The sequence below is a fragment of the Pararhizobium mangrovi genome, from assembly GCF_006516965.1.
Taxonomy (GTDB): Bacteria; Pseudomonadota; Alphaproteobacteria; order Rhizobiales; family Rhizobiaceae; genus Pararhizobium_B; species Pararhizobium_B mangrovi.
This window is the reverse complement of sequence record NZ_VHLH01000024.1, coordinates 1-16,749: the sequence shown is the minus strand read 5'-3', so window position 1 is coordinate 16,749 and position 16,749 is coordinate 1. Positions and strand designations below refer to the sequence as shown.

The following is a 16,749-nucleotide window of genomic DNA, read 5'->3' as shown; positions in this document are numbered from 1 at the left end:
TTTCCATGAACGCCGTGACGGACATTCTCAAGGACATGAGCTACGGCCCCGCACCGGAAGACGACGCGATCGTGCGTGAATGGCTCGCGGCCACGCCGGAAAAGTTCGCCCATTTCGTCGACGGCGCCTTCGTCGCCGGCACGCACGAGCGACGGTTCGAGACGATTGAGCCCGCGACCGGCCGCGTCCTCGCCGAGCTGCCCGCCGCCGGCACGACGACGATCGAGGCTGCCGTCGCGGCGGCGCGGGCCGCGCAGAAGGGCTGGGCGGACCTTGCTGGCCACGACCGCGCGAAGATGCTCTATGCGCTGGCGCGCGCGGTCCAGCGCCATGCGCGCTTCCTTGCCGTCCTCGAGACGATCGACAACGGCAAGCCGATCCGCGAGACGCGCGACATCGACGTGCCGCTCGTCGCCCGTCATTTCTACCACCATGCCGGCTGGGCCGAACTCGCCGCGGACGAGTTTCGGGGCATGGCGCCCGTCGGCGTGTGCGCGCAGGTCATCCCGTGGAACTTCCCGCTGCTGATGCTCGCCTGGAAGGTCGCGCCGGCGCTCGCCGCCGGCTGCACCGTGGTCCTGAAGCCCGCGGAGCAGACGCCGCTTTCGGCGATCGCGTTTGCCGAGATCTGCATGGAGGTCGGCCTGCCGAAAGGGGTGGTGAACATCGTCCAGGGCGACGGCGAGACGGGAGCCGCGCTCGTCGGACACGAAGGTGTCGACAAGGTCGCCTTCACCGGCTCGACCGATGTCGGGCGTTCCATTCGCGTCGCGACGGCGGGTCAGCGCAAGGCGCTTTCGCTGGAACTCGGCGGAAAGTCCCCCTTCGTCGTCTTCGAGGACGCCGATATCGAGGCGGCGGTCGAAGGCGTGGTGGATGCCGTCTGGTTCAACCAGGGCGAGGTCTGCTGCGCCGGCTCGCGTCTTCTCGTCCACGAAAGCATCGCCGATCACCTGCATCAGCGCCTGCGCGAACGCATGGAGACGATGCGTCTCGGCAATCCGCTCGACAAGGCGATCGACATGGGCGCGATCGTTTCGCAGCAGCAACTGACACGCGTGCGCGCGATCGTCGAAACGGCGCAGAAGGAAGGCGCGCGACTTTTCCAGCCCGCCGCCGCTTTGCCGGAGACCGGCACCTTCTATCCGCCGTCGCTGCTGACGAACGTCGCACCGGCGTCGACGGCCGCGAGCGTCGAGATCTTCGGCCCCGTGCTCGCCTCGACGACGTTCCGCACCCCGGCGGAAGCCATCGCGCTCGCCAACGATACGCGTTACGGGCTGGCCGCGTCGCTCTGGTCGGAGAACGTCTCGACGGTCCTTCACGTCGCCGAGCGCGTGGAGGCGGGCGTCGTATGGATCAACGCGACGAACCTCTTCGACGCGGCTGCACCCTTCGGCGGCTATCGCGAAAGCGGCTACGGGCGCGAGGGAGGTGCGGCCGGCATGGCCGAATATCTCAAGCCGGAATGCCTGCCGGCTCCGCGCGGAAAGGTTGCCGATACGGCACCGGCCGAAGCCGCACCCGTGCCGGAAACACGGCCGGCCGGCGGCGTCGACCGGACCGCCAAACTCTATGTCGCCGGCAAACAGGCACGTCCGGACGGCGGCTACAGCTACATTGTACGCGGACGGCGCGGCGCGGCGGTGGGCGAAGCCGGGCTCGGCAACCGCAAGGACATCCGCAACGCCGTCGAGGCGGCCGCGAAGGCGAAGGGCTGGTCGGGCCTTTCCGGTCATCAGCGCGCGCAGATCCTCTATTATCTCGGCGAGAACCTTGCCGAGCGCGCGGAGGAATTCGCCGCGCGGATCGAGCTTCAGGTCGGTGGCGGCCGACGCGCGGCGGATGCCGAGATCGATGCGTCGATCCGGCGGATCTTCCATTACGCCGCATGGGCGGACAAACACGATGCGCGCGTCACCTCCACGCTCGGCCGGCATACCACGCTTGCCATGAACGAGCCTTTCGGGGTCGCCGGCGTTCTCGCTCCCGACGCGAGCCCGCTTCTCGGCAGCCTTTCGCTGGCGCTTCCGCTGCTTGCCGCCGGCAACCGGATCGTTCTCGTCCCCTCGACCCCGGCACCGCTTTCGATGACCGACTTCTACCAGGTTCTGGAGACGAGCGACGTGCCGGCCGGAACCTTCAACATCGTTACCGGGGCACGCGCCGATCTCGCCGTCACGCTCGCCGATCACGACGATGTCGACGTGCTGTGGGGTGCGGCGACCGCCGGCGAAATCGCCGATTGCGAGCGGCGCTCGGCGGGCAATCTCAAGCCCGTCTTCATGGTCGACGAGACCACCGTCGACGTGGCGGCCGAGGAATTCAAGGGCCGGCGTCTTCTTGATCGCGCCAGCCGAATCAAGACCATATGGATCCCCTATGGCGTGTAGATGACGGTTTCTTTCGACCCTGTGTGGAAATTTTTGTTGCACGTCAGCGTTTTATTAGGCGATACGAAGGGACGGGGGTCCTAGATATTCGACACGGACGGAGGTGAGCGTGAGCCACGATGCCATTCTCCGTTTCCTGGAAGACGCGCCCAAGGCGCAATCCCCGGAAGCGTTGCTTTCCGCGCTCGGCGTGCCCTTGAGCGAACTCGGCATGCCGCATTACGTCGTCTTCAGGGACGCGCCGCTCGACGCTCCCGTCCCCGACACCATCCTCGGCGACCGCTTCCCGAAGAGCTGGTGGCAGCTTTATGCCGAGAAGGGGTATGGCACGACCGATCCCGCCCGCCGCTACCTGCGTCGCAGCCAGGGCGGCTTTCGGTGGAGCGAGGCGCTGGAAGCGTTCAGCGCCGACCCGGCGCATGCGAGCATGACGCGGATGATGCGCCGCGCCGGTGAACACGGCCTGCTCGACGGGTACACGTTCCCGGTCTATGGCGACCGTGGCGTGGTCGGCAGCGTGTCCATGGCGGGCAGGCCCGGTCCGCTCCCGGCGGTGACGATGAGCCTTCTCGACGCCGTCGCGAAACGCACGGTCTGGACGTTGCTTCGCCTCTGCCGTCCGGACGAATACAAGGCCATGACGACGCCGGTTTCCGTACGCCTGACGCGCCGGGAGCTCGAAGCGCTCGACCGGCTATCCGAGGGCATGACATCGCACGAGATCGGACGAGCGCTGGAAATCTCAAGCAACACGGTCGACTGGTACATGAACGGCATCCAGAGCAAGTTGCAGGCGCGCAATCGTCACCACGCCGTCGCCATCGCCTTTCGGCTGGGCCTGCTGGTGTAAGCCATCCGTACGCGCGAAGCGCGAGCCTCGCCCGTGTCCCTCGGCGAAGCGCTCGCAGATTGCACTGCAGCAATTCTGCCGCTACTAATCCTGCGCATGCCTTCGAACGACCTCGAACCGGCACATCGCAGGGAGGCCGCCTTTGCCCATCTCCAAGATCCTCGTCGCGAACCGCTCCGAGATCGCCATTCGCGTCTTCCGCGCGGCGAACGAGCTGAACCTGAAAACGGTTGCGATCTGGGCGGAGGAAGACAAGCTCTCGCTGCACCGCTTCAAGGCGGACGAATCCTATCAGGTCGGCCGCGGACCGCATCTCGGTCGCGATCTGGGACCGATCGAAAGCTACCTTTCGATCGAGGAGGTGATGCGCGTCGCCAAGCTTTCCGGCGCCGACGCGATCCATCCGGGCTACGGCCTGCTTTCGGAAAGCCCGGAATTCGCCGATGCCTGCCGCGAAGCCGGGATCACCTTCATCGGCCCGACGCCGGAGACGATGCGCCGGCTCGGCAACAAGGTCGCCGCGCGTGAACTCGCGCAGGAGGTCGGCGTGCCGGTCGTGCCGGCGACCGATCCGCTGCCCGACGACATGGACGCCGTTGCCGAGCTTGCCGAAGCGATCGGTTATCCGCTGATGCTGAAGGCTTCCTGGGGCGGCGGCGGGCGCGGCATGCGCGTCATCCGCGAGAAGGCCGATCTCGCCCGCGAGGTGACGGAAGGAAAGCGCGAGGCGAAGGCCGCCTTCGGCAAGGACGAGGTCTATCTGGAGAAGCTCGTCGAGCGCGCTCGCCACGTCGAGGTTCAGATCCTCGGCGACACGCACGGCACGGTCGTCGATCTCTTCGAGCGGGACTGTTCGATCCAGCGGCGCAACCAGAAGGTCGTGGAGCGTGCGCCCGCACCTTACCTTTCCGACGAGCAGCGTGCCGAGGTCGCCGCCTACGCGCGCAAGCTTGCCGACGCGACGGACTATGTCGGAGCCGGCACCGTCGAGTTCCTAATGGACGCCGAAAGCAGCCGGTTCTTCTTCATCGAGGTCAATCCGCGCATTCAGGTGGAGCATACGGTGACCGAGGAAGTCACCGGCGTCGACATCGTCAAGGCACAGATCCACATCCTCGACGGCTTTGCCATCGGCACTCCCGAATCCGGCGTACCGAAACAGGAAGACATCCGCCTCAACGGCCATGCCATGCAGTGCCGGATCACGACGGAGGATCCCGCGCAGAACTTCATTCCCGATTACGGCCGCATCACCGCCTATCGCGGCGCGACCGGCTTCGGCATGCGGCTCGACGGCGGCACGGCCTATTCCGGCGCCGTCATCACGCGCTTCTACGATCCGCTTCTGGAAAAGGTGACGGCCTGGGCACCGACGGCCGACGAGACGATCCAGCGCATGATCCGGGCGCTGCGCGAGTTCCGCATCCGGGGTGTGGCGACGAACCTGACCTTCCTCGAAGCGATCGTCACGCACCCGAAATTCCGGGACAATTCCTACATGACCCGCTTCATCGACACGACGCCGGAACTCTTCGAGCAGGTGGGCCGGCGCGACCGGGCGACGAAGCTTCTGACATACATCGCCGACGTCACCGTGAACGGCCATCCCGAAACGCGCGACCGTCCGCGCCCGACGGCAGCCGCGGCTTCGCCCGTCGTTCCCTTCATCGAGGGCGCGGTCCCCGACGGTACCAAGCAGCGGCTCGACCGGCTCGGCCCGGAAAAGTTCGCCGAATGGGTCCGCGGCGAAAGTCGCGTCCTCGTCACCGACACGACGATGCGCGACGGTCACCAGTCGCTGCTCGCGACCCGCATGCGCACGCACGACATCGCGTCCGTCTCCGGCGCCTATGCCCGCGCGCTGCCGAACCTCTTCTCGCTCGAATGCTGGGGCGGCGCGACCTTCGACGTCGCCATGCGCTTCCTGACCGAAGACCCCTGGGACCGGCTCGCCCGCGTGCGGGAAGGCGCGCCGAACATCCTGCTGCAGATGCTGCTGCGCGGGGCGAACGGCGTCGGCTACACGAACTATCCCGACAATGTCGTTCGTCACTTCGTCAAACAGGCTGCCGACACCGGCATCGACGTTTTCCGCGTGTTCGACTGCCTGAACTGGGTGGAGAACATGCGCGTGGCGATGGATGCCGTGCGCGAAGAAGGCAAGCTCTGCGAGGCGACGATCTGCTACACGGGCGATCTCAACGACGCCACGCGCCCGCAATACGACCTCAGATACTACGTCGACCTCGCCAAGGAGCTGGAGGCCGCCGGCGCCAACATCATCGCGGTCAAGGACATGGCCGGCCTCCTCAAGCCCGCTGCGGCGAAGACGCTCTTCACCGCGCTGCGTGAGGCGAGCGACCTGCCGATCCATTTCCACACGCACGACACATCGGGCATTTCCGCTGCGACGGTGCTCGCCGCCGTCGAATCCGGCGTCGACGTGGTGGATGCGGCGATGGACGCGCTGTCAGGCAACACCTCGCAGCCCTGCCTCGGCTCCATCGTCGAGGCGCTGACGGGTACGGCGCGCGATCCCGGCCTCGATCCGGAATGGATCCGCCGCATCTCCTTCTACTGGGAGGCCGTGCGCAACCAGTATGCCGCCTTCGAAAGCGACCTGAAGGGACCGGCCTCCGAGGTCTACCTGCACGAGATGCCGGGCGGCCAGTTCACTAACCTCAAGGAACAGGCGCGTTCGCTGGGGCTGGAAAGCCGCTGGCACGCCGTCGCCAAGGCCTATCACGACGCGAATCTGATGTTCGGCGACATCGTCAAGGTCACGCCGTCCTCCAAGGTCGTCGGCGACATGGCGTTGATGATGGTCGGCCAGGACCTGACGGTCGCCGACGTCGAGAATCCGGAGAAAGAGATCTCCTTCCCGGATTCGGTCGTCTCGATGCTTCGGGGCGATCTCGGCCAGCCGCCGGCGGGCTGGCCGGAGAAGCTGCAGAAGAAGGTGCTGAAGAACGAAAAGCCCTATACCGAGCGTCCGGGCTCGCTGCTTGCCGCCGCCGATCTTAATGCCGAGCGCGCGACGATCGAGGAAAAGCTCGGCCGGTCCGTCGACGAGCGTGAGCTCTCCTCCTATCTCATGTACCCGAAGGTCTTCACCGACTACGCGGTGCTGAGCGAGTCCTACGGTCCGATGAGCGTCCTGCCGACGCCGACCTATTTCTACGGGCTGCCGGTCGGCGAGGAGATCTTCGTCGAACTGGAAAAGGGCAAGACGCTCGTGGTGCGCAACCAGGCGATCGGCGAGACGAACGACGAGGGCATGGCGACCGTCTTCTTCGAACTGAACGGCCAGCCGCGCGTCATCCGCGTGCCCGACCGTACGATGCAGGGTGCCGTCGCCGGTGCGCGGCGCAAGGTGGACGTGACCAACGAGGCCCATGTCGGCGCGCCGATGCCGGGCGTCATCTCCGGCGTCTCGGTCGAGGCGGGTCAGGCGGTCAAGGCCGGCGACGTGCTCGTTTCCATCGAGGCGATGAAGATGGAAACCGCACTGCATGCCGAACATGACGGCAAGATCGCCGAGATCATCGTCAAGCCCGGCGACCAGATCGACACCAAGGACCTGCTCGTCGTCTACGAAACGTAAGGCAAGGCCCGCCAGAGCGCTTTGCGACCCGATGGGATCACTCCGGCTGGAAAATGCTCTATCTTCCGGGCATGACCCAGCCCTGTTCATGGCCCGACGACGGCGTCATTCTCTATGACGGGCGCTGCGGGCTGTGCTCACGCTGGATCCGCTTCGTGGCCCGGCGCGACCGCGATCGACGATTTCGCTTTACGCCGATTCAGAGCCCTTACGGGGCCACGCTGGCAAAAGCGCTCGGGATCGACCCCGCCGATCCGCAGACCAATGCCGTTCTCCTCGACGGGCGGGCGCTCATGCGTTCCGATGGCGCGATCGCCATCGTCTCCCGCCTGCCGGGGTGGCGCTTCGTGGGGCTTGCCCGTTTCGTACCGCGTCCGCTTCGCGACGCTGTCTACCGGCTGATCGCACGCAATCGCTACGCCGTGTTCGGGACGAACCGGCAGTGCGATTATGGCGGCGAGGCGCTTGCCGGCCGCGTCCTGACCGAAAAGCCGGATTGACCACCGTCCCGAAACGGTCTTGACCCCGTGAGCGGCCGTGCGTATTCGTGCACGAAGTTTCCGAATTATGCACGAAGTCCATGACGGATCATCTCCTGCTCGAACGCCATCGACGTATCCGAACGGCGCTTGCCGAACGCGGGCGCGTGGTGGCAAGCGAACTTGCGGAAGAGTTCGGCGTTTCGGGGGACACCATCCGCCGCGACCTTCGGGACCTTGCGGCCGGAGGGTACTGTGAACGCGTCTATGGTGGCGCGCTGATTCCGGAAACGGGTCCGGCGCCGCTGACCGAGCGCAGCGCCCTGGCGCGCGAACGCAAGATGGCGCTGGCGCGGACGACGGCCGCGCTGATACCCGCCCGAAGCACGGTCTTCGTCGATGCCGGGTCCACCAATCTCGCCGTGGCGCATGCCCTTGCGCGCGATGCCGACCTGACCGTCGTCACGAATGCGCCCGCGATCGCCGCGGCGCTTGCCGAACGCACCGATCTCGCGTTGATCGTCATCGGTGGACGGGTCGATCCGCAGATCGGCGGTGCGGTCGGCGCGACGGCGATCGCGGATCTCAATCGGTTGAGGCCGGACTGGCTCGTGCTCGGCGCATGCGGTGTCGATCACACGGCCGGAGTCACGGCGCAGAGATACGAGGATGCCGCGTTCAAGCGCTACGCGGTGGAGCGTGCCGGGGCGGTGATCGTCGCGGCGACGAACGAGAAGCTGCAGGATGCGAGCGCCTTTTCCGTCGCACGGATCGGCGATCTCGCCCATCTCGTGATCGAACACGATGCGTCGGCCGCATCGCTTGCAAATTGCGGGTGCGACATCGTACGCGCTGGCGACCCGGCACGAAAAGCCGGTCGCTGAGGGGAGGACGACATGCTTCAGCGAACGGCGCTCGGCGCACGCACCGCGCGGGCCTTCCCGGCCGGACGGCGCGCACTGGGTGCGCTCTTCTTCGCCAACGGCTTCGTGCTCGGCAGTTGGGCGCCGAAGGTGCCGTTCTTTGCCGAACGGCTCGGCCTGAGCGATTTCGGCCTCGGGCTGATGATCCTCATGCTCGGTATCGGCTCGCTGACGATGATGCCGCTGACCGGCAGCTTGATCGCCCGGATCGGTTCGGCCCGGATCCTGCGTTTTACCGCCATGACGACGGTGCCGGCGCTTCTGGTGCTGACGCTCGTGACGAACGTGCCGTCGGCGGCCGTGGCGATGTTCCTCGTCGGTGCCACGGTCGGCGCGATGGACATCGCCATGAATGCCAACGCGATCGTCGTCGAAAGGCGGATGAAGCGCGCCATCATGTCGTCCTGCCATGGCTTCTGGAGCCTCGGCGGCCTCGTCGGCGCGGTGCTCGGCGGCGTGCTGATCGCCCGCTTCGGCGCGCTCTGGCACGTCGTCGTCGTGACGCTGATCGAGGCGGCGGCGCTCGCCTCCGCATGGACGATGATCGCGACCGACGGCCCGCAACCCGACGAGGCGCGAACGCCGCTCGCCATGCCGCGATCGATCGTGCCCTACCTCATCGGCATCATGGCGCTGTTCGCGATGGTGCCCGAAGGTGCAGTGCTCGACTGGGGCGCGATCTACCTGCGCCGCGCACTGGATGCGAACATCGTGCTTTCTGGCCTCGGCTTCGGCGCGTTCTCCGCGGCGATGGCGCTGATGCGCTTTGCCGGCGATCCGGTGCGCGACCGGCTCGGTGCGGTGAAGACGATGCGGCTTTGCGCGTTCGCAGCCCTCGTCGGCATGCTGTGCGCGGGCCTCGCGCCGAACGTCGCCGTCGCCATCGCCGGCTTCTCGCTTGCCGGCATCGGCATCGCGAATATGGTGCCGATCGCCTTTTCGGCCGCTGGCAACATGCCGGGCCTCGCGCAGGGCGTGGCGCTCTCGCTCGTCACCTTCATGGGCTATTCGGGCATCCTCTTCGCCCCGTCCCTGATCGGCTTCGCCGCCGAGCATGTCAGCTTCCGGCTGATCTATTCCTGTCTGGCCATGTTGTTCCTGGTCGTGCTGGCACTGTCTTCGCTCGCACGGCACGCCGACGGCGGCACGCAAGGCAACTGACGGTCCGGAACCTTTCCGGCCGGTGGCCGATTGAAACGGCGTCCTGAACGAAAACGGAAAGGAGCCGGACGATGCCGGCAAAATCGAAGGCCCAGCAAAAGGCCGCGGGTGCCGCGCTCTCCGCCAAGCGCGGCGAGACGAAGAAATCGGATCTCAAGGGGGCCTCGCGTGAAATGGTCGATTCCATGAGCGAGAAACAGCTCGAGGAATTCGCCGAGACGGAGCGCAAGGACCTGCCGCAGAAGAAGAAGGACGACTGATCCGCTCTATCGGTGTGCGGGCCGCCGCTTCACATCTTCTCCTTGACGCCGGCCTTCAGTAGCCACCAGTTGATCGGGTAGGAGGTGGCGAAGCCGCACAGCATGGCGATCTGCATCATGAACCAGAATTCCACGCTCGCGACTTCGAGCCTGGTGCCCAGAACGTGTGCGAAGATCCAGAAGTGGGCAATCGCCATGAAGCCGTACATGCCGACCTGCCAGGAGGCGAGCGAGAGCGTATCCGCCTTCACGGCCTGAACGAGGCCCTGGCGGGGCGTCAGGTCGCGCATCGGCTTGATCGAAAAATACTGGAAGGCGATGCCGAAGCAGAACGCCACGATGAAGTCGAGGATCCAGACGGCGAAGATCTTGTCGGGAAAGACCGATTTCCAGCCGAGCCACAGGGCGACGGCGGGAACGAAGAAGGCGAACCATTCCGCGACGATATCGCCAAGCGCGCAGCCCGCGCCGCAATGCGCCGAACCCTTGCCCACCATCGCCGCGAAAGAACTGCGCGCGATATTGGGCATCGGCTCGTCCGCTTCCATCGCCGCCTTCATGCGGCTGTCCGTGGCGAGCCGGCCCCAGACGAAATAGCCAGCCAGCGCAAGCGGTCCGGCGAAGAGCGCCACCGGCGGCCACACGAGGTTCATGATCCACATGTGCTGCGGATCGCGCCACTCGTCGACGACGACGATCGCGGCGCAGACGAAACCTGTGGCGATCGCCACGATGGAAAGAATGTGCAGCCAGGTCGGTACCATCGGCGTCCCGCAGTTCGGTTGTCGCGAGCGGTGCAAACGATGGGTGGAACCGATGGGTTCCGGGTCGAAGGGTCGCACGTGCCCGATGGCGGTCGGGCGAACGTTAGAGCCTTTCAGGTTTATACGGAAACGCTCCGCCGACCCTGTTTGCGTCAGGACCGAGACGGATGGCTCGAGCGTACTGGTGGTACGGTCGAGCCATCCGTCGAAGCGTCATGGCGCAAACAGGGTCGGCCCGAAGGGTTCGACCGTGCCGCTCTCCCGTTCGGCGGGCAAACGAGCCACTGGCTCGTTTGCTTCTCCGCCTCACTGTCGGCGATCTCGCCTGGTGAACCACATCGCGCTGCGATCGCCTTCGCGTGGGAAACCGGCACGATCGAACAGAGCGCTTCCGTATGAACCTGAAAGGCTCTAGCCTTTCAGGTTTCCTCGCACATGTCGGTGCTGATCCGGCGCACGAGCGGCATGGCGGTGATGCCGTGCGCGACCACGGAGGCAAGGACGACGAGCGCGGTGATGGGCCAGACCTGCTCGAAGCCGGTCTCCTGCACGGCGAGCGTCGCATAGAAGAGGCTCGAAATGCCCATCGGGCCGAACCAGCCGGCAAAGAGTGTTTCGCGCCGCGTATGGATGTCGGGGACGATCTTACCGAGGAGCAGGAAGAGCGGCATCCGGCGCAGGCAAAGCACGGCGAGAGCGAAGACGAGCACCGGCCAGCCCATCGAAAACCATTGCTGCCATGGAAGCGCGGCGCCAAAGACGAGGAAGATCGGCAGAATGAAGAAGCGGCCGATCGCCTCCTGGATGTGCTCGTGGATGCGTTCGGAATCGTCGATGGCGCGGTTGAGGAAGGCGCCGGCGACGAACGCCGCGAGGATACCGTCCGAACCCATCAGGCGAACGACGGCGAGCGTCGTGACGGCGAGCGCGATGCCGATCGTCAGCGTCGAATGGGTTTCCGAAAGCGCGCGCCGGCGCGACCATTTCAGAAGATGCATTGCCACCCACCCGATGGCGGCACCGACGACGATGCCGCCGATCACCTCCCAAAGCACGATCTCGATCGCCCAGTCGGAAAGCGCGGCGGCGTCGGCATGCTGCATCAGGATCATCGGCAGGGCGACGACGACCATGGCGAGACCGTCGTTCAGTCCGCTTTCCGCGCACAGGAGGTGCCGGATGCGGCCGGGAATGTTGCGTTCGGCGATGCTGCCGCTCGTCACCACGCCGGCCAGCACCGGATCGGTCGGCGAGACGACGGCGCCGACGAGAAGGGCCGCCATCCATCCGAAGGAGAAGCAGAACGCCGCGAGGATCGAGCCGATCAGCCACATGACGATCATGCCGCCGCCGATGACGATTGTCAGGCTGCGCCAGTTGTCGGAGATGTAGGTCATCGGCAGGCGGATCGCCGCGCTCATGACGGCGAGTGCGAGCGTGAGCCGGGCGAGTTCGTGCATGAAGGCGCCCGGATGCGTGCTCGGGTGGATGCCCGGCATGATGCCGAGAAGGGCAGGCCCGAGCGCGATGCCGACGAGGGTCGCGACGATCGGCTCGCTGATCCAGAACGTATTGCGGATATAGCCGCCGACGAGGCCCAGCAGCAGCACGATGCCGCCGGTGATGGCGAGCGTCAGATTGAGGTGGGAGAGGTCGAGATAGGTCCCCACGTAGCCCCCGGCGGCCGTTTCGCGATCGAAAGTCGGCACCCGGCGGACGCGGATGCGTGGCGCATCGCGCCGTAGCACCGACGCGTACCGGCGATATGGGCTTGGGCGCCGGCGGGGTCAATCCTGCGTCGGCATGGCTCCGGCGAGCGAGGCACGCACCATACCTCACCCGGCCGGCGATGCACCGGCGCCACGGGCAGGGCCGCCCATGTTGCCGTGCGGCACAAATGCGAAGTGCGCGCTTGCCGCGGTGCGTAATCCGGTTAAGTTCGCAGCCGTGTCCGATGAAACCCGCCAAACCGAGTCCGATTTTCCACCCATTCGCGATTACGCGCTGATCGGCGATTGCCGCACGGCGGCGGTCGTCGCGAAGAGCGGCGCCGTCGAATGGCTCTGCCTGCCGAACATCGACAGCCCGTCGATCTTCGCTTCGATGCTCGACCGGACCCGCGGCGGGCATTTCACCGTGCGCATGGCCGGCGGAGAGATGGTCTCGCGGCGCTACCTCGAAGGCACCAACGTCCTTGAAACGACGTTCGCCGGGCCGGACGGACGCATGACCGTGACAGACTTCATGGCGATCGCGGCCGAAGGGGGCCGGCGGCTCGATCCGGAGCGCGAGCTGGTGCGCATCGTCGATGCGGTCGAGGGCATGCCGGAAGCCGAGATCGTCTGCGCACCCCGGCCCGACTACGGCCGGGAGAAGATCCGCATTCACAGCCGCGCCCGCAACGGCTGGGCGATCAGCAATTCGGGCACGCACCATTTCGTCCATTCCGATGTCCAGCTCGAACTGCGCGGCATGGACTGTCTCGCCGGCCGGGTTCGGCTGAAGGCCGGTGAACGCAGGCGGGTGATCTTCACCTGCGCGACGCGCGATCCGGCGATCATGGCGAGCGCCTTCGACGGCGACCGCAAGCTCGACGAGACGACGGCCTGGTGGCGGGAATGGCTTTCCCAGTGTCGCTACACCGGCCGCTACGTCGCCCAGATCCAGCGCAGCGTGCTGGCGTTGAAGCTTCTCGACTTCGTCCCGTCCGGTGCGATCGTCGCCGCGGCCACGACGTCGCTGCCCGAATCGATCGGCGGGGGGCGCAACTGGGACTACCGCTTCTGCTGGCTGCGCGACGCTTCCTTCATGCTGCGCGCCTTCGCCGATACGGGGTTCCAGCGCGAGGGCCTCGCCTTCTTCGACTGGTTGATGCACACGACGCAGCGCACCCAGCCGCATTTCCTGACGCTCTACGACGTGTTCGGGCGCACCGACGTCTCCGAGATCACCCTCGACCACTTCACCGGATATCGCCATTCCGCGCCGGTTCGCATCGGCAACGCGGCGAAGGACCAGCTCCAGCTCGACGTCTACGGCGAAGTCATCAACGCCGCGGTCGATTCCATCCGCCGGGGAAACTGGCTGACGCCTTCGGAGTGCCGGCTTCTCGGCAAGGTCGGCGGCGTGGTCTGCGACGAGTGGCGCAAGCCCGACGACGGCATCTGGGAACAGCGTGGCATGCGCCGCCACAATACCTATTCCAAGGTGATGTGCTGGGCAGCGCTCCACGATCTCGTGGAACTCGCCGACAAGGGCGTCATCAAGGTCGACCGCGACCGCTTCGTGCGCGAGCGAGACGCCATCCGCGCGGAGATCATGGAGCGCGCCTACAATGCCGAGATCGGCGCCTTCGTCGGCGCCTATGACGAGACCTTCGTCGACGCGACCGCACTGTTGATGCCGCGCACCGGCATCATCGAGGCGGACGATCCGCGCATGGTCTCCACCTGGAAGCGCATACGCGAGCGCCTCGACCACAAGGGCTGGATCCTGCGCTACGAGCATGGCACCGACGGCATGGAAGGCAACGAGGGCGCGTTCGGCATCTGCAGCTTCTGGGCGGTGGATTATCTCGCGCGTGCCGGCGAACTCGACGAGGCTCGCGCACGGCTGGAAAAGCTGATCGCGGAGGCAAACGACGTCGGCCTCTACGCCGAGGAAGTCGACACCGAGACCGGCGAATTCCTCGGCAATTTCCCGCAGGCCTTCACCCACACCGGCTTCATCAACGCGGCACTTGCGCTCGAACGCGTCGAAGAGGGCCGCAAGCCCGACGTTCGGCGACGTTCCGGCAAGGGGCTGGAGCACGGTGCCGACGAAGAGGGCCAAGCGGAACTCGAACCGGAAACCGAGACATGATCGACACGGCGTTTCACCATTCCTGGCTCTTCGTCCTCGTCTGGGGCCTGATCGCCACGGCGATCATGAGCACGGTGACCGAAGGCGCGCAGATGCTCGGCATCTCGCGCATGAGCCTGCCCTTCCTCTTCGGCACGATGTTCGCCAGCAGCCGCCACCGCGCGCAGGTGATCGGCTACATTCTCTATTCGCTCGGCGGCCTCGTCTTCGGGCTCGTCTATGTCGGCGTCTTCTACACGCTCGATTATTCGAGCTGGTGGTTCGGCGCGCTGATGGGGTTCCTGCACGGGCTGTTTCTCATCACCGTCATGCTGCCGACGCTGCCCTACGTGCATCCGCGCATGGCGACGGACTATGACGGGCCGACGTCGCGGCGGCGGGTCGAGCCACCCGGCCCCTTCGGCCTGCACTACGGCCGGCTGACGCCGACGATCACCGTGCTCGCGCAGGCGCTCTTCGGCCTCGTGCTCGGCATCGCCTACGCGCATTGACCGGTTCGTCCGCCGGCTACTCTTCCGGCTCGGTGGTGAAAAGCAGGGGATAGCCCTCGCGCCGTCCCTGGTCGGTGGCGCGGGTCGCCTTCGTTTCGGCGACGTCGCGCGGATAGACGGACACGACGCAGCTTCCCTTGCGATGGGCGGTGATCATCACCTTGCGCGCCTGTTCCGCGGACATGCGGAACTCGGCCTTGAGGATGCGGGTGACGAAATCGCGCGGCGTGTAGTCGTCGTTGACGAGAATGACCTTGTGAAGGCGCGGCCGTTCGACCTTCGTGCGCGTCCTCGTCTTCGGGGTGGTCGGCGTGTCGCTCATGAGAGGATCCGTTGTTCCTGTCGCGTCTTCCTCCGCCATCCCGGATAGAACGCGTCAGTGCGAAAAAGGCTGCATGCGCGTGCGATCCCGTCGAGAACAGGCCTTGGGATCGGCGAAGGTTTCGATTGAACGGGCATGTAACGCCGCCGCGTGCATAAGAAAAGGCATGCCGGTTGACACGCGCGCCGTTCTGGCCCACCTCGAACCCGTCGGCCGGTCCGAGGCGCCGGCCGCATCTGCCGAGGCTTTCGCGTGACCCAACCGCTCCTTTCCGATCCTCTCGAACGCCGTTCCTCGGTCGCCGTCGACGTCGGCGGCGTGATCGTCGGCGGCGGTGCGCCGGTCGTCGTCCAGTCGATGACGAACACGGACACGGCCGATGTCGACGCGACCGTCGCGCAGGTCGCAGCCCTCCATCGCGCCGGATCGGAGATCGTGCGCATCACCGTCGACCGCAACGAAAGCGCTGCCGCCGTGCCGAGGGTTCGCGAACGTCTCGACCGTCTCGGCGTCGACGTGCCGCTCGTCGGCGATTTCCATTACATCGGCCACAAGCTGCTCGCCGATTACCCCGATTGCGCGAAGGCACTTGCCAAATATCGCATCAACCCGGGCAATGTCGGGTTCAGGAACAAGCGCGACACGCAGTTCGCCGCGATCGTCGAAAAGGCGATCGAGAACGACAAGCCGGTTCGCATCGGCGTGAACTGGGGTTCGCTCGATCAGGAGCTTCTGACGAAGCTGATGGACGAGAACCAGGCGAAGGGCTCCCCGATGACGGCACGTGCCGTCACGCGCGAGGCTGCGATCCAGTCGGCGCTCCTTTCGGCCGAACTCGCCGAGCAGATCGGCCTGCCGCGCAACCGCATCATCCTCTCCGTGAAGGTTTCGCAGGTTCAGGACCTGATCGCCGTCAACGCCGAGCTTTCGCGGCGCTGCGACCATGCGCTGCATCTCGGCCTGACGGAAGCCGGCATGGGTACGAAGGGCATCGTCGCCTCGGCCGCCGCGATGGGCATCGTCCTTCAGCAGGGGATCGGCGACACGATCCGCGTCTCGCTGACGCCGGAACCGGGCGGCGACCGCACGCGCGAGGTGCAGGTCGCGCAGGAACTGCTCCAGACAATGGGCTTTCGCCAGTTCGTCCCCGTCGTCGCCGCATGCCCGGGCTGCGGGCGCACGACCTCGACCGTCTTTCAGGAACTCGCCCAGACGATCCAGAACGATATCCGCACCAACATGCCGGCATGGCGGGAGAAGTACCCCGGCGTCGAGGCGCTGAACGTCGCGGTGATGGGCTGCATCGTCAACGGCCCGGGCGAATCGAAGCACGCCGATATCGGCATCTCGCTGCCGGGCACGGGCGAAAACCCGGCCGCCCCCGTCTTCGTCGACGGCGAGAAGGCAGCGACCCTGCGCGGGCCGAAGATCGCCGAGGATTTCCAGGACATGGTCGCCGACTACATCGAACGTCGCTTCGGTACGGGCCGCGTGGACGCTGCCGAATAGGGCAGGGTCCCGGTTCGTTTGAGGCGTTTCCGTATGAACCCGAAAGGCTCTAGTTGTGAGCTTTCATTAGGTTGTCCATCCGGTCCGGACCGGGGATGCTGAGGTTGTGAGACTTCAGAGTCCAGGGAGGGA

General features: G+C 66.1%; 13 protein-coding genes. 10 read left to right on the top strand and 3 right to left on the bottom strand.

What is annotated here, in order from left to right; genetic code table 11:
* The first annotated feature begins 5 nt into the window (after positions 1–5).
* The 7 genes from FJU11_RS12695 to FJU11_RS12665 all read left to right on the top strand — a co-directional run bounded on the left by FJU11_RS12695 (position 6) and on the right by FJU11_RS12665 (position 9,670).
* Positions 6–2,393, top strand: coding sequence for an aldehyde dehydrogenase family protein (locus FJU11_RS12695; RefSeq protein ID WP_141167439.1), 2,388 nt, complete (start codon positions 6–8; stop codon positions 2,391–2,393).
* A 109-nt stretch (positions 2,394–2,502) separates the two neighbouring features.
* Positions 2,503–3,243 carry a LuxR family transcriptional regulator gene (locus tag FJU11_RS12690; RefSeq protein ID WP_141167438.1) on the top strand — a complete coding sequence of 247 codons (741 nt, stop codon included), beginning with the start codon at positions 2,503–2,505 and terminating at the stop codon, positions 3,241–3,243.
* A 142-nt stretch (positions 3,244–3,385) separates the two neighbouring features.
* Positions 3,386–6,847 (top strand): pyruvate carboxylase, encoded by a 3,462-nt coding sequence (gene pyc / locus FJU11_RS12685; RefSeq protein ID WP_141167437.1) that lies wholly within the window; start codon positions 3,386–3,388, stop codon positions 6,845–6,847.
* A gap of 53 nt (positions 6,848–6,900) precedes the next feature.
* Positions 6,901–7,347, top strand: a complete 447-nt coding sequence (locus tag FJU11_RS12680) for a thiol-disulfide oxidoreductase DCC family protein (RefSeq protein ID WP_235891019.1) — start codon at positions 6,901–6,903, stop codon at positions 7,345–7,347.
* Between the two features lie 80 nt (positions 7,348–7,427).
* Positions 7,428–8,210, top strand: a complete 783-nt coding sequence (locus FJU11_RS12675; RefSeq protein ID WP_141167436.1) for a DeoR/GlpR family DNA-binding transcription regulator — start codon at positions 7,428–7,430, stop codon at positions 8,208–8,210.
* A gap of 12 nt (positions 8,211–8,222) precedes the next feature.
* On the top strand, positions 8,223–9,410 hold the full coding sequence (locus FJU11_RS12670) for an MFS transporter (RefSeq protein WP_141167435.1): 1,188 nt from the start codon (positions 8,223–8,225) through the stop codon (positions 9,408–9,410).
* Between the two features lie 71 nt (positions 9,411–9,481).
* Positions 9,482–9,670: a DUF3008 family protein gene (locus FJU11_RS12665; protein WP_141167434.1), complete on the top strand. Its 189-nt coding sequence runs from the start codon at positions 9,482–9,484 to the stop codon at positions 9,668–9,670.
* A gap of 29 nt (positions 9,671–9,699) precedes the next feature.
* Here FJU11_RS12665 and FJU11_RS12660 read toward each other — a convergent pair whose 3' ends face one another.
* Positions 9,700–10,434 (bottom strand): DUF4396 domain-containing protein, encoded by a 735-nt coding sequence (locus FJU11_RS12660; RefSeq protein ID WP_141167433.1) that lies wholly within the window; start codon positions 10,432–10,434, stop codon positions 9,700–9,702.
* A gap of 419 nt (positions 10,435–10,853) precedes the next feature.
* On the bottom strand, positions 10,854–12,143 hold the full coding sequence (locus FJU11_RS12655) for a cation:proton antiporter (protein ID WP_181408176.1): 1,290 nt from the start codon (positions 12,141–12,143) through the stop codon (positions 10,854–10,856).
* 238 nt (positions 12,144–12,381) lie between these two features.
* Here FJU11_RS12655 and FJU11_RS12650 point away from each other — a divergent pair, with 238 nt between their 5' ends.
* Positions 12,382–14,295, top strand: a complete 1,914-nt coding sequence (locus FJU11_RS12650; RefSeq protein WP_181408175.1) for a glycoside hydrolase family 15 protein — start codon at positions 12,382–12,384, stop codon at positions 14,293–14,295.
* Positions 14,292–14,786, top strand: a complete 495-nt coding sequence (locus FJU11_RS12645; RefSeq protein WP_141167430.1) for a hypothetical protein — start codon at positions 14,292–14,294, stop codon at positions 14,784–14,786. The genes FJU11_RS12650 and FJU11_RS12645 overlap by 4 nt, the downstream gene beginning before the upstream one ends.
* A 16-nt stretch (positions 14,787–14,802) precedes the next feature.
* Here the strand turns inward: FJU11_RS12645 and clpS are convergent, their stop codons facing one another.
* Positions 14,803–15,108 (bottom strand): ATP-dependent Clp protease adapter ClpS, encoded by a 306-nt coding sequence (gene clpS, locus FJU11_RS12640; RefSeq protein ID WP_141167429.1) that lies wholly within the window; start codon positions 15,106–15,108, stop codon positions 14,803–14,805.
* Between the two features lie 252 nt (positions 15,109–15,360).
* On the opposite strand from clpS, the gene ispG reads away from it, so the two are divergent.
* Entirely contained in the window at positions 15,361–16,617 is a 1,257-nt protein-coding gene (gene ispG, locus FJU11_RS12635) for a flavodoxin-dependent (E)-4-hydroxy-3-methylbut-2-enyl-diphosphate synthase (RefSeq protein WP_141167428.1), read from the top strand.
* The last annotated feature ends 132 nt before the right edge of the window (positions 16,618–16,749 follow it).